Origin of the sequence: uncultured Flavobacterium sp., from assembly GCF_963974175.1 — a bacterium.
Taxonomy (GTDB): Bacteria; Bacteroidota; Bacteroidia; order Flavobacteriales; family Flavobacteriaceae; genus Flavobacterium.
In genome coordinates this window covers 18427-31540 of record NZ_CAXBBR010000001.1, presented here as the reverse complement: position 1 = coordinate 31540, position 13114 = coordinate 18427, and the positions used below count along the sequence as shown (strand labels likewise).

The 13114-nt window shown below is 35.4% G+C and carries 10 protein-coding genes; 4 read left to right on the top strand and 6 right to left on the bottom strand.

From position 1 onward, the window contains the following. Together AAC069_RS00130 and AAC069_RS00125 are read right to left on the bottom strand one after the other, a co-directional pair. Entirely contained in the window at positions 1-1119 is a 1119-nt protein-coding gene (locus tag AAC069_RS00130; RefSeq protein ID WP_339918523.1) for an imelysin family protein, read from the bottom strand. A 59-nt stretch (positions 1120-1178) separates the two neighbouring features. Continuing rightward, positions 1179-2384, bottom strand: coding sequence for a DUF4856 domain-containing protein (locus AAC069_RS00125; RefSeq protein ID WP_339918522.1), 1206 nt, complete (start codon positions 2382-2384; stop codon positions 1179-1181). 324 nt (positions 2385-2708) lie between these two features. Here AAC069_RS00125 and AAC069_RS00120 point away from each other — a divergent pair, with 324 nt between their 5' ends. Together AAC069_RS00120 and AAC069_RS00115 are read left to right on the top strand one after the other, a co-directional pair. Continuing rightward, a complete protein-coding gene (locus tag AAC069_RS00120; protein WP_339918521.1) occupies positions 2709-3878 on the top strand; it encodes an imelysin family protein in 1170 nt (389 codons plus the stop codon). A gap of 68 nt (positions 3879-3946) precedes the next feature. Then, the gene (locus tag AAC069_RS00115) at positions 3947-5347 is read left to right on the top strand and encodes a di-heme oxidoredictase family protein (RefSeq protein WP_339918520.1); all 1401 of its coding nucleotides are present in this window, start codon (positions 3947-3949) and stop codon (positions 5345-5347) included. 93 nt (positions 5348-5440) lie between these two features. Here AAC069_RS00115 and AAC069_RS00110 read toward each other — a convergent pair whose 3' ends face one another. After that, on the bottom strand, positions 5441-5593 hold the full coding sequence (locus tag AAC069_RS00110; RefSeq protein ID WP_339918519.1) for a hypothetical protein: 153 nt from the start codon (positions 5591-5593) through the stop codon (positions 5441-5443). Between the two features lie 105 nt (positions 5594-5698). On the opposite strand from AAC069_RS00110, the gene AAC069_RS00105 reads away from it, so the two are divergent. Further along, positions 5699-6484 carry an alpha/beta hydrolase gene (locus tag AAC069_RS00105; RefSeq protein ID WP_339918518.1) on the top strand — a complete coding sequence of 262 codons (786 nt, stop codon included), beginning with the start codon at positions 5699-5701 and terminating at the stop codon, positions 6482-6484. A 175-nt stretch (positions 6485-6659) separates the two neighbouring features. Here AAC069_RS00105 and AAC069_RS00100 read toward each other — a convergent pair whose 3' ends face one another. The 3 genes from AAC069_RS00100 to AAC069_RS00090 form a co-directional block, all read right to left on the bottom strand. Beyond that, positions 6660-7382, bottom strand: a complete 723-nt coding sequence (locus AAC069_RS00100) for a DUF4197 domain-containing protein (RefSeq protein WP_339918517.1) — start codon at positions 7380-7382, stop codon at positions 6660-6662. A 41-nt stretch (positions 7383-7423) separates the two neighbouring features. After that, a complete protein-coding gene (gene purU, locus AAC069_RS00095) occupies positions 7424-8278 on the bottom strand; it encodes a formyltetrahydrofolate deformylase (RefSeq protein WP_339918516.1) in 855 nt (284 codons plus the stop codon). 206 nt (positions 8279-8484) lie between these two features. After that, positions 8485-9195 carry a DUF4197 domain-containing protein gene (locus AAC069_RS00090; protein ID WP_339918515.1) on the bottom strand — a complete coding sequence of 237 codons (711 nt, stop codon included), beginning with the start codon at positions 9193-9195 and terminating at the stop codon, positions 8485-8487. Positions 9196-9496: 301 nt separating this feature from the next. Here AAC069_RS00090 and AAC069_RS00085 point away from each other — a divergent pair, with 301 nt between their 5' ends. Continuing rightward, complete coding sequence (locus AAC069_RS00085) at positions 9497-12949, top strand: methylmalonyl-CoA mutase family protein (protein ID WP_339918514.1); 3453 nt, start codon at positions 9497-9499, stop codon at positions 12947-12949. Positions 12950-13114 lie beyond the last annotated feature (165 nt).

Sequence of the window (13114 nt, the reverse complement as noted above, 5' to 3'; positions counted from 1 at the left end):
TTAATCACCGTCTCCATCAACATAGTCAATGGTAATGTTTAAAGCTTGCATCATGTCTAGTTTAGTATAGATTACATTTTGTTGTAACGCATCGTAAGCTAGGATCATTTTTGCATTATCTGTATTTATCTGGCTTGAGAAGATGTTGCTTAGAGTAGCATTTACTGCAAAAATAGCGGTAAATTGATTGTTGATAATCGTGCTCAGATTTTGGCCGTTACGAACAGTTTTAAGGTAATCCAAATAAGATGCTAAACCTTCCCCTGAGGTGGTTTTATTAAAGTGTTTTCCGTTAAAGAAATCTTGTGAAGCTTGGATAGCCGTGTTTAATAACTCTTTTGAAACATCGTTTTTATAAAAAGCTTCTACTTTCTCTGGGTATTTTACTCCACCAGAGAAAACCCCTGCTGGAATTCCAAGTTTTCCAGAACGTACATTTTTCTCTAAATTCTTTACGAAGTTATTTGTAGTAATGTTTACTGAACTGCTTACAGAAGTTCCGCTATTGGCAATGTAACTACTTCTATAACTTGAATTCCAGTCTGCCACTACAGTGTCTGCACTTGACTTTAAGCGCGTAACAACATCGGTTAAGTATTTTTTATAGTTTGCTGCATTTACGTTAGTAGTATAACGAGCCACAATTAACGCATCAGTAGTATTTGATCCATTAATCAAATAATCCAAAGCGGGGAAACCTTGTTTGTCAAATTGAGACAACAATGCCAGATTGTATCCACCTGCACTAATATTAGACTCAATGCCTGCGGCATCAGTAGGGTAGGTGTTAGCGCTCTGTTTTAAGTTGATTTCCTCTGATTTTCCAAAACTGTAAATAGCAACATATTGATATGCTTTATAGGCTTCTAGCCAAGAGGTTCTTACAGCTTGAAGATTTGTCGTGGTTGAAGCACTGTTAAAAGCAGTAATATTTGTTGCTAATATTTCGATTTTAGCTTGGTAATTAACATAACTAGGGATAATGATATTATCTGCCCAGTTAGTCAAAAGGACTGTTCTATTATAGTTATTGCCGTCTGTGCCAGCGCTGCTATCGTCACTTGAAGAACAAGCTGCAATAGTTAGTAAAGCACCAAAGAATATAAATAGTTTCTTCATTTTAAAATATTTTTTGCAAAAATACAAAACCAATTGTACTTATTTGTATTAATTCTAAATTAATTTACTGTTGCAGCCTGTGCAACTGTGAAGCCAAATTTAGTAGCAATTTGTGCTGATATGCTGTCTAATTTTGTTCCAAGGGTGTCAATATCCCAAAATCCATTTGTACCACTTACCATATTAGCTAGCATCGCATCAACTTCTGCTTTTGTAAAATAAGGTTTGTCAGTACCTGGTTTGTTAGTGTATCGCAATGAAATGATAAAACCGTATGCTTCTGAAAGGGCATGAAATGCTTTGGCACCTTTATCTGTTGTTAGTTTTCCTTTTCCTTCTTGAAGATAGAAAACTGCTCTAACCGCTGGTACTATAGCCAATTTGGCTTTGATAATATCAATTTGTGCATCACGAGTAGCATAATCATTGGCTACAATTGCTGCTCTACCTGTACGAAAAGCTAGGTTGATATCAGCTTTTACAGTGTTGAAATCAGTATCAGCATTTACTTGGTCTATGTAACTACTCCAAAATTTTGTGCCATCCACACCATAGATGTAACCGTAAGCCTCATCCCAGGTATGTTCCATTGTAGTGTAAGTTTTACTGTCTTCTAAAACTTTATTGGTGTTGTTTATTTTATTGGTCCCTTCGTCTAATTTATTTTTGCTTAAATAGTTATTGACAATTTGATCCATAAAGCAAGCACCCATCATTCCTTTTAATAAGACTTGTTGTGGCTCTAACCCATTGGCGGCAAACAATCTTTTGCTGGTGCCATCTAGATAAGAACCCGCTACCCCTGCTGACGCTGCTGTACCCAGACTAGCTGTATTTGCTGACGTTAATTGAGTTTCAAAGAAAGCTTGAACACTTATTTTTTCAGTAGTTGTTCCACCACCTAGAAATAATTGAAAGTAGTCTTTTGAAGCTGCAGTCTTATCTTTTAATTGTTTTCCCGATGTATTTAGAGCAGTAGTTTCAAAAGCGTTGTTTGTATTAGAATACATATTGGTCAAAACAGACTGACTTGCCACTGTTCCATTTGTAGCAGCAGTTTTGATATTATTCCCCATTTCTTCAAGCATAAGTAAACGACTGCTTTGTCCAGAAAAGTCTACTGTTGTAGAACTGCTTCTTTCAAATGTGTAAGTTGCTGGAACGGTATAATTAGGAGTTTGTTCTGAATTATCATCATTTGAACATGAGGTAATTGTTAACGCTGTCATTAGTAACGTTGAGAGTAGAACTTTATTTAGTTTCATATAAGTTGTTTATTTAGATTGAATAAGAATAAATATTATGCAAATATATAACTCAATTTTAGAATTCCAAAACTTTGTTTAGAATTTTTCTAAATAATATTTATTGGTTCAGATCAACACGTTAGTAGGGGGTGTAGAGATGTTTTTTGAAGCTACATCTTCGAATAAAAAGAGTAGGGTTTGGGTATTTGTCCTAAATGACACTAAATAAGATTGTTATAAATGTTTCTTAATTTTTATTTAAAATTAATCTAAATAAGATTTTGCTGTTTAAATAAAAGCATATACTTTCGCTTAAATTTAATTAATCTAAATAACAATACTATGAATAAAGTGCTTTTGAGAACATCATTATTTTTATTAATCGGAGGTTTACTATTCTCATGTAATAACGATGATGATACTTCAACTGATTCTAATGTCACTAAAAAAGAAGTTGTCGGAAACTATGCGAATATTGCTTACGCCAATTATAAACAAGCTTATGATGATGCTGTTGTTCTAGAAACAGCGATAAATACTTTTACGAATGCTCCAACTCAAGCTAATTTTGATGCCGCAAAGTCGAAGTGGAAACAATCAAGAGAGAGTTACGGTACTACAGAAGCTTTTCGTTTTGCTAATGGTCCCATTGATGATGAAAATGGACCAGAGAGTTTAATGAACGCTTGGCCGTTAGATGAGAATTATATTGATTATGTAGAAGGAGCGAGTACTTCAGGTATTATCAACAATCCAGTTTTATTTCCACTTATTGACAAGGCTTTCTTAGAAGCTCAAAATGAAAATGGTGGAGAAAAGAATATTAGTGTGGGTTACCATGCTATTGAATTTCTACTTTGGGGACAGGATTTGACTGCGCCTTCTGAGAAAAAAGCGGGATTACGTCCTTTTACTGATTATGTTGTGGGCGGAACTGCTGCTAATCCATTACGTAGAGCGGCTTATTTAAAAGTTTGTGCTGACCTTTTAACGGATCATTTGGACTATATGGTGAACCAATGGAAAGTAGATGGAACATATAGAAAAACGTTCTTAGCACTGTCTGATGATAAAGCGATAAAAAATATTTACTTAGGAATAACAACTCTTGCTTCTGCTGAATTGCCTGTTGAACGTATGGACGTTGCTTTAGGAAATGCAGATCAAGAAGACGAACACTCTTGCTTTAGTGATAATACCCACAGAGATATTGCCTTGAATTTACAAGGAGTAATCAATGTGTATCAAGGGAAATACGGGACTATCGACGGGCCTTCATTAGAAGATTTAGTGAAACAAAAAAACACCGCTATTTATAATGATACTGATGTTGCTGTTAATGCTTCTTTAACTAAAGTAGCTGCTATTCAAACCCCTTTTGATTTAGCTATTTCTGGAGGATTAAACTCAACAGAAGGTGCTAAGGTTAGAGTAGCTGTTTTAGAATTGAAAAACTTAGGCGCTAATTTGTTAGCGGGCGCTGTTAAAATAGGAATCATCGTTAATGGATAATTTTAACTAAATATGTATAATCTAAAGTGTCCTTTTTTTTCAAGGACACTTTTTTCTGTTTTAATATAATGAAGAATACTATAAAGATTTTGTTTTTGTTAATTGGTTTCCAATTTTATAGCTGCAGTGATAGTGATGATAAATACATTCCACTTACGGCCGAAGAAGGGGAACAATACTCAGGTGGTGAAACTACCTTTTTTAATGCTACCGAGGAGGCTTTTGGCTTTTCGGCGCCTAATTTAACTTTTGATGAACAAAGTGATTTCGGAATCGGGAATTCTTTTTTCCGTCAAAGTTGGGTGACAGCTCCGGCCTCTACAACTGCCAGAGATGGTTTAGGGCCTTTTTTTAATGCTACATCATGTTCTAGTTGTCATTTTAAGGACGGTCGAGGTAGAGCTCCATTAGTTGATGGAGAAACGGCACATGGTTTATTGTTGCGTTTAAGTGTGTCTGGTGTCGACAGTAATGGTAGTTCGTTTTCTGATCCTATTTATGGGGGACAATTACAGGATAATGCCATTTTAGGACAAACTGTAAAAGGAAAATTCAATATTGTTTATCAGGACATAGTAGAGACTTTTGAGGATGGAACGGTGGTGATACTTAGAAAGCCCAATTATCATATTAATAGTTTGGGTTTTGGAGGATTAGCTGCAGATGTAAAAATATCGCCTAGAGTGGCTAATCAAATGGTAGGCTTGGGTCTGTTAGAAGCAATTGATGAAAGCACATTGTTAAAATGGGCAGATCCTAGCGACAATAATAAGGACGGAATTTCAGGAAAACTAAATTATGTATATGACATTGTTTCTAATTCAAAGAAAATAGGGCGCTTTGGCTGGAAAGCAAACCAACCTAATGTTCGTCAGCAAGTAGCTGCTGCTTTTTCTGGTGATATCGGAATTACATCTAGTTTGTTTCCAACAGAAAACTGTCCTCCAGGTGTAGATTGTGATGCAATTCCTAACGGAGGTAGTCCAGAAATTACAGATTCTAATCTAAACAAGGTAGCCTTGTATTCTAGTACGCTTGCCGTTCCTGCCAGAAGAAATTACACAGAGCAAAATGTTTTGGAAGGAAAGAAAATATTCGAAACAATTAATTGTACGAGTTGTCATATCGCTAAAGTACAAACCGGAAATACACATGCGATTACAGCTTTGCGCAATCAAACCATTAGGCCGTATACAGATTTATTGTTACATGACATGGGAGCTGGTTTAGCTGATAACGCAACTGATTTTGAGGCTTCTGGTAGCGAATGGAGAACGCAACCTTTATGGGGAATTGGCTTAATCAATACCGTAAATAAGCACACTAATTTGATGCATGATGGTCGAGCAAGAAACGTTACTGAAGCTATTCTATGGCATGGTGGCGAAGCTCAGAAAGCAAAGGATAGCTTTAAAAAACTCCCGGTAACTGAGAGAGATAAGCTAGTGGAATTTATAAATTCACTTTAATAGCTATAAAAACAAAAAAAAGGGATTCTGATGTTTTTCAGAATCCCTTTTTTATTTCGAAATAGGTTTGAATAATTTTAAACTTCTAATTATTTAATACTCAAATTCTTCCAAAACCAATTCTTCTTCAGGAATTATAACTTTTGAAATAAGATCAGTATCGATATTAAAATTTAATTCAGAAAGCATTTTGTATTCTCTTTGGAGTTTTTCAATTTCACTTTTCTCTTGCAGTAATCCAATCATGGTGGTATTTTTTCGGCAAATTTACGTTATACGATTAGAAAATATGCAATAAAAATTGTTAAGATTGGGATTTAAAATTAAAGTACTATTTTTACCAAAAAAAACGTGCTTAACTATACCATTTACGAAAATCCGGACAGTACCCAATGGGTGACTTTTGTGCATGGTGCAGGTGGAAGTTCATCGATTTGGTTCAAACAAATCAGGGATTTTCAAAAACAGTATAACGTACTGTTGTTGGATTTGCGCGGTCATGGAAATTCTAAAACATCGCTAAAAACAGCGTTCAAACAAAAATATACCTTTTCGGCTCTTGCCAATGATATTCTGGAAGTTTTAGATTTTCTAAAAATTAAAAAATCACATTTTGTCGGAATTTCTCTCGGTACAATTCTAATCAGACAATTAGCTGAAATGCATCCGCAGAGAGTACAAAGTATGATACTTGGTGGTGCAATCTTAAAAATGAATTTTCGCTCCCAGATATTAATGCGTTTGGGTAACACCTTCAAGTATGTTTTGCCTTATTTGGTTTTATACAGATTCTTTGCCTTTGTGATTATGCCTAAAAAGAATCACAAGCAATCGCGTATTCTTTTTATAAATGAAGCAAAGAAATTATACCATAAAGAATTTCTAAAATGGTTCAAATTGACAGCCGAAATTAATCCTATCCTTAAATGGTTTCGTCAGGTCGAGCTAAATATTCCTACGCTCTATGTCATGGGTGAAGAGGATTACATGTTTTTACCGTCAGTGAGAAAAGTAGTAGAGAGTCATTATAAGTCCTCAAAATTATTTGTTGTTGCTAACTGTGGTCATGTGGTAAACGTGGAACAACCCAATGTTTTTAACGACGCGGTTCTTTCTTTTATGAGTGGAACTAAATAAAAAAATGCCGGTACTCTATGAATACCGGCAGTTCTTTAACTAACCAAAACCAAATAATAAATAACCAGTTTATTACACTGCAAAGATGGTTCAATTGTGAGCTAATTGTTGTTAAGATTATGTTATTAGTTTGTTGTACATAAGTTAAGTTTTTACACTTTCTTTTATGAGAATTTTACTTTTTATCTTGTAAGGCAAAGACCTTCTTAAGAACATCAGAAGTTCTTGCGTTTAAATTGCCTCTAATACTTTTCTCTTCTACGGTAATCATTTTAAAAACACCATCAAGCGCCTTGTTTGTAACGTAATCTGTAATATCTGGATTTACCTTAGAAACGAATGGCAGTGTATTGTATTTTGTAATAATGTTTCCCCAAATTACATCAGCATTAACTTTACCAATAGAGGTTTGTACCACAGGACTAAACTTGGCGTATAATGCGGTTGTTGTACTAGTTTGTAAATAATTAGTAGCCGAATTGTCGGCACCTAATAAAATACTTTTGGCGTCAGTGATACTCATGTTTTTTATGGCAGAAACAAAAATTGGCGTTGCTTCTTTTACAGCATCTTCGGCAGCACGATTTAGTGCTTTGATACCGTCGTCAGCTAAGCTGCTCATTCCCATTTTGCGCAAAGTTTGGTCTACTTTAATTAATTCTTCGGGCATTAAAATCTTGACAGCTTCATTTTTATAAAATCCGTCAGCCTGAGTTAATTTAGAAACTTGTTCTGTAACTCCTTTATTTAAAGCTTCTTTTAGTCCAGCAGCAATATCTAAACCCGAATTTGAACTGCTAATAGCGGTAGCTTTATCAGTAGTTTTTTTTAGCAAATCTTTGAATTGTGCGGAACTAATTAATGGAACAAACAACAATAGTAATAGTAGCTTTTTCATTTTTTTAAATTTATTCAATTGAATTTTGTTCTAAAATAGTTTTAGGAAAAAACAACTGTTTTATTAGAATATACCATCACTTTTCTTTCGGCATGTAGTTTTATGGCTCTTGCCAAAACAGTGCGCTCCAAATCTTTTCCTTTCATGATAAAATCATCTACAGAATTGATGTGGGAAACCCTAGTAATGTCTTGCTCAATAATTGGACCCTCATCTAATTCCTCAGTAACATAATGACTGGTCGCACCAATGATTTTTACTCCTCTTTTAAAAGCCGAGTGATATGGTTTAGCTCCTGGAAAAGCAGGCAAAAAGGAATGGTGAATATTGATGATTTTATTTTCGTAAAGCGAAATCAAATCAGGCGTGATGATTTGCATGTAACGCGCTAGAACAATAAAATTAATATTGTGTTTTTGGAGTAATTCTATTTGTTTTTTTTCTCCTTCTAGCTTGTTGTCTTTCGTAAAAGGAACATGATGAAATGGAATGTTGAATTGATCAGCGATGGGTTTTAAGTCCATATGATTGGATATAATCAAAGGAATTTCGACATTTAGTTCTCCAGCACTGTAACGCCCTAAAATATCATACAAACAATGATTGTATTTAGAAACAAATAAGGCCATTTTAGGTTTTATCTCCTTGTTGTAGAGATCCCAGGACATATTGAAATCAGTGGCAATGGTTTGCTGAAAATTAGCTCTTATGGCTTCTACGCTACTTGCTGGATTAGTAAGTTCACTTTCTAGTCGCATAAAAAACACATTTTGCTCCATATCGACATGCTGATCTAAATAAGTGATGTTTCCTTCCACTTTTAGTATAAAATTAGTCACGGTTGCAATAATTCCTTTTTGGTCTTTGCAATGAATAAGTAGGGTGATTTTTTGCATTATTGTTGGTTCTTGTAATTTTTAATCCTTTTTTTGGGTGACAAAAAAAAGTTTAGTTCTGATTTTCTATTTTCACTCAATGAATGAAAGGAAAATCAAAACTAAACCATTTTACCTAAAATAAACAGATAAAGGATGTTTTAAATCTATGTTTACTTATATTTTTTTGTGTGAATTAGAACTAGCATAGCTGCAAGCAAAAAGAATTATATCTTCTTGTCCTGCAAAGCAAAAATTCTTTGTAATAAAACGGAGGTTCTTGAGCTAAGACTGGTTCTGATATTTTTTTCTTCGACAGCCACCATTTTAAAAACCCCATTCATCGCTTGATTGGTTACATAGTCAGTCAAATCTGGATTTACCTTATTTACCAGTGGAATACTATTGTATTTAGTGATGATGTTCGTCCACACTTTGTCTGCGCCTACTTTCGTGAATGAGTTTTTTATTACGGGATTAAATTTCCCGTATAAAGCAGTAGAAGTACTGTTTTGTAAATAGCTTGTTGCTGCACTTTCGTTTCCCATCAAGATTCCTCTCGCATCTGCAAATGACATGCTGGTTACTGCATCTACAAATATAGGAGTTGCTTCCTTCACCGCATCTTCTGCTGCACGATTCAACACTCTAAGACCTTCATCAGCTAGAGAGCTAAGACCAATGCTTCTTAATCCAGCATCTACTTTTCTTAACTCTTCCGGTAAAAGAATCTTCACCGCTTCATTTTTGTAAAAACCATCAGTGGCAGTTAACTTAGTTACTTGTTTAGAAATACCGTTGTTCAATGCTTCTTTTAGACCTCCTGAAATATCAAGGAAACCTGAGCCGTCCGTCTGTGGAAACTGATTCATTACTTGTTGCATCTCAGCGCAACCAAAAAGAGAAAACACCATTGTTAAAAGCAAAATTTTTTTCATGTTCATCGTTTTATTAGTTTACTTCAGCTGCGTAGCCATTTGGTTTCAGCCAAAAATACTACTTCTTCAAATATAAAGCCACTATTTGTTTTTTGGAGCAGAAACTTTAGTATTTATTTAAGAGGACTAGTCCCGCTATGCACTTCAATCTTTTCTTTTTTAAGAAAAAAAGAAAAGGATTTCCACTTCTATCGGGGCTAAAAGAGAAGATTGTTGCTTTTTTATCAACATCTGCAAGGAACATCAGGCAATCATTAAAAATTTTTGTAAATTGCACTCCTAAAATTATCATATTCTCAAAATGAATCCACAAACTCCATATATTCCTAAGAATAAAGTAAGAATTGTTACTGCAGCCTCTCTTTTTGACGGTCACGATGCAGCTATAAACATCATGAGACGAATTATTCAATCTACCGGCGTTGAGGTAATTCACCTTGGTCATGACCGTAGTGTTGAAGAAGTGGTGAATACCGCTATTCAAGAAGATGCAAATGCGATTGCTTTGACATCCTATCAAGGAGGTCATAATGAGTATTTTAAATATATGTATGATTTGCTAAAAGAAAAAGGAGCAGCTCATATTAAGATATTTGGAGGCGGAGGTGGAGTGATCCTGCCTTCTGAAATTGAAGAATTACAAGCTTACGGAATTACCCGTATTTATGCACCAGATGATGGTCGTTCTATGGGATTACAAGGAATGATAAATGATTTGGTGGAGCGTTCAGATTTTCCAACAGGAGATAAGCTGACAAATGAAGTTGAACAATTAGCGTCAAAAAATCCAACAGCTATCGCAAGAATTATTTCTGCGGCCGAGAATTTTCCGGAAATAGCAAAACCTGCTTTGGCTGCTATTCATAAAATGAACGAAACCTGTACTACACCAGTTCTTGGAATTACAGGAACAGGAGGTTCAGGGAAATCGTCTTTAGTGGATGAGTTGGTTCGTCGTTTTCTAATCGACTTTCCAGAGAAAACAATTGGTTTAATTTCTGTGGATCCATCAAAACGAAAAACAGGAGGAGCGCTTCTAGGAGACAGAATCCGAATGAATGCAATCAATAGTCCTAGAGTATATATGCGTTCTTTGGCAACGCGTCAATCTAATTTGGCCTTGTCTAAATACGTAGCTGATGCTATCCAAGTGATCAAAGCAGCTAAATATGACATCATCATTTTAGAAACTTCTGGTATCGGTCAGTCGGATACAGAGATTATGGATCATTCTGATGTATCATTATATGTAATGACACCTGAGTTTGGTGCTGCAACTCAATTGGAAAAAATCGACATGCTTGATTTTGCTGACTTAGTAGCATTAAATAAGTTTGACAAACGCGGAGCTTTAGATGCTATTCGTGATGTTAAAAAACAATACCAACGTAACCACAATCTATGGGATGTTAATCCTGATGAAATGCCTGTTTTCGGGACTATTGCTTCACAGTTCAATGACCCAGGGATGAATACGTTGTACAAAGCGATTATGGATAAGGTGGTTGAGAAAACAAATTCCGATTTGAAATCAACATTCGAAATCACTCGTGAAATGAGCGAGAAGATTTACGTTATTCCACCGCATAGAACTCGTTACCTATCTGAAATTGCCGAAAGCAATCGTCATTATGATGAAACAGCGGTGACTCAAGAACAAGTAGCCCAAAAATTATACGGTATTTTCAAAACACTGGAAACGGTTTCAGGAAAAGTACCCGTTATTACAAAAGCAGGAATTGATGATGCATCTGTATTACCAACTGCAATTGAATCTGAAAAACAAGGAGTTGCTGAAAATAAAATTTTCCTAAACCTTTTACTGAATCAGTTCGATAAAGTGAAAATGGATCTAGATCCGTACAACTGGGAAATTATATTGACTTGGAATGAAAAAGTAAATAAATATAAAAACCCTGTTTATACTTTTAAAGTTCGTGATAGAGAGATAAAAATGGCAACACATACAGAGTCTCTTTCTCATTCTCAAATCCCGAAAATTGCCTTACCAAAGTATCAGGCCTGGGGAGATATCCTACGTTGGTGTTTACAAGAGAATGTTCCTGGTGAATTTCCTTTTACCGCTGGTTTATATCCTTTTAAACGTGAAGGAGAAGATCCTTCTCGTATGTTTGCAGGTGAAGGTGGGCCAGAAAGAACAAACAAACGTTTTCATTATGTAAGTGCAGGATTGCCAGCAAAACGATTGTCAACAGCTTTTGACAGTGTGACTTTATATGGGAATGATCCTCACATCCGCCCTGATATTTACGGAAAAATCGGGAATGCTGGAGTTTCTATCTGTTGTTTAGATGATGCTAAAAAATTGTATTCTGGTTTTGATTTGGTTCATGCTATGACATCAGTAAGTATGACTATCAATGGACCAGCACCTATGTTATTAGGATTTTTCATGAATGCTGCAATCGATCAGCAATGTGAGTATTACATTAAAGAAAACGGTTTAGAAAAAGAAGTTGCCGTAAAAATCAATGCTATATATAAAGGGAAAGGTGTCGAAAGACCACATTATCAAGGCGATCTACCAGCTGGAAATAGCGGTTTAGGATTGATGCTTTTGGGTGTGACTGGAGATCAGGTTTTACCTTTAGATGTTTATAATGAAATTAAAGCGAGAACCTTGTCACAAGTTCGTGGAACGGTTCAAGCAGATATTTTAAAAGAAGATCAGGCACAAAATACCTGTATCTTTTCTACTGAATTTGCGTTGCGTTTAATGGGGGATGTTCAAGAATATTTCATTAATAAAAACGTAAGGAATTTTTATTCTGTTTCAATATCAGGATATCACATAGCTGAGGCAGGTGCCAATCCAATTACACAACTGGCGTTCACACTTTCAAATGGATTTACGTATGTAGAGTACTATTTGAGTCGCGGAATGAGTATCAACGATTTTGGACCTAACTTATCTTTCTTCTTTTCGAATGGAGTAGATCCTGAATATGCAGTTATTGGTCGTGTAGCACGTAAAATTTGGGCGAAAGCCATGAAAAATAAATATGGCGCTAACGAACGTGCTCAAATGTTGAAATACCATATTCAAACATCAGGTCGTTCTTTGCATGCGCAAGAAATTGATTTCAATGATATCCGTACGACTTTACAAGCCTTGTACGCGATTTATGATAACTGTAATTCATTGCATACTAATGCGTATGATGAAGCGATTACTACGCCAACGGAGGAATCTGTGCGTCGTGCGATGGCAATTCAGTTGATTATCAATAAAGAGTTAGGTCTGGCCAAAAATGAAAATCCAATTCAAGGTGCTTTTATCATCGAAGAGTTAACTGATTTGGTTGAAGCGGCCGTATTATTAGAATTCGACAGAATCACTGAACGTGGCGGTGTTCTAGGTGCTATGGAAACCATGTATCAACGTTCTAAAATTCAGGAAGAGAGTTTGTATTATGAAACTTTAAAACACACAGGGGAATTCCCAATCATCGGTGTAAATACGTTCTTGAGTTCTAAAGGATCTCCAACGGTTATTCCAGCTGAGGTAATTCGCGCTACTGAAAAAGAGAAACAGTACCAAATTACGATGTTGGACAATTTGCACAAAGCAAATCATGACAAAGTGGATGAAATGCTGAATACGATTCAAGAAGCAGCCATTAATAACGAAAACTTATTCGATCATTTAATGGAAGCAACTAAGGTTTGTTCTTTGGGGCAAATCACTGCTGCGTTGTTTGAAGTAGGTGGTCAATATAGAAGAAATATGTAGATAACATTATCTATACGAACTGACTCGGAATTAAACGTAATGTTTACAGCGTTTAATGGTTGTCGGTGTTCATGTAGAATTGAGAAAATACACTTTTGGTTAACTAATGGTTGACTAAAGGTGTATTTTTTTTGTTTACATTTGGTCTTTGGAAATTCTAAAAGA

What these genes read in the sequence shown, in the direction of transcription:
- AAC069_RS00130 (WP_339918523.1), bottom strand. Translation starts at nt 1,119, where the DNA reads ATGAAGAAACTATTTATATTCTTTGGTGCTTTACTAACTATTGCAGCT.
- AAC069_RS00125 (WP_339918522.1), bottom strand. Translation starts at nt 2,384, where the DNA reads ATGAAACTAAATAAAGTTCTACTCTCAACGTTACTAATGACAGCGTTA.
- AAC069_RS00120 (WP_339918521.1), top strand. Translation starts at nt 2,709, where the DNA reads ATGAATAAAGTGCTTTTGAGAACATCATTATTTTTATTAATCGGAGGT.
- AAC069_RS00115 (WP_339918520.1), top strand. Translation starts at nt 3,947, where the DNA reads ATGAAGAATACTATAAAGATTTTGTTTTTGTTAATTGGTTTCCAATTT.
- AAC069_RS00110 (WP_339918519.1), bottom strand. Translation starts at nt 5,593, where the DNA reads ATGATTGGATTACTGCAAGAGAAAAGTGAAATTGAAAAACTCCAAAGA.
- AAC069_RS00100 (WP_339918517.1), bottom strand. Translation starts at nt 7,382, where the DNA reads ATGAAAAAGCTACTATTACTATTGTTGTTTGTTCCATTAATTAGTTCC.
- purU (WP_339918516.1), bottom strand. Translation starts at nt 8,278, where the DNA reads ATGCAAAAAATCACCCTACTTATTCATTGCAAAGACCAAAAAGGAATT.
- AAC069_RS00090 (WP_339918515.1), bottom strand. Translation starts at nt 9,195, where the DNA reads ATGAAAAAAATTTTGCTTTTAACAATGGTGTTTTCTCTTTTTGGTTGC.
- AAC069_RS00085 (WP_339918514.1), top strand. Translation starts at nt 9,497, where the DNA reads ATGAATCCACAAACTCCATATATTCCTAAGAATAAAGTAAGAATTGTT.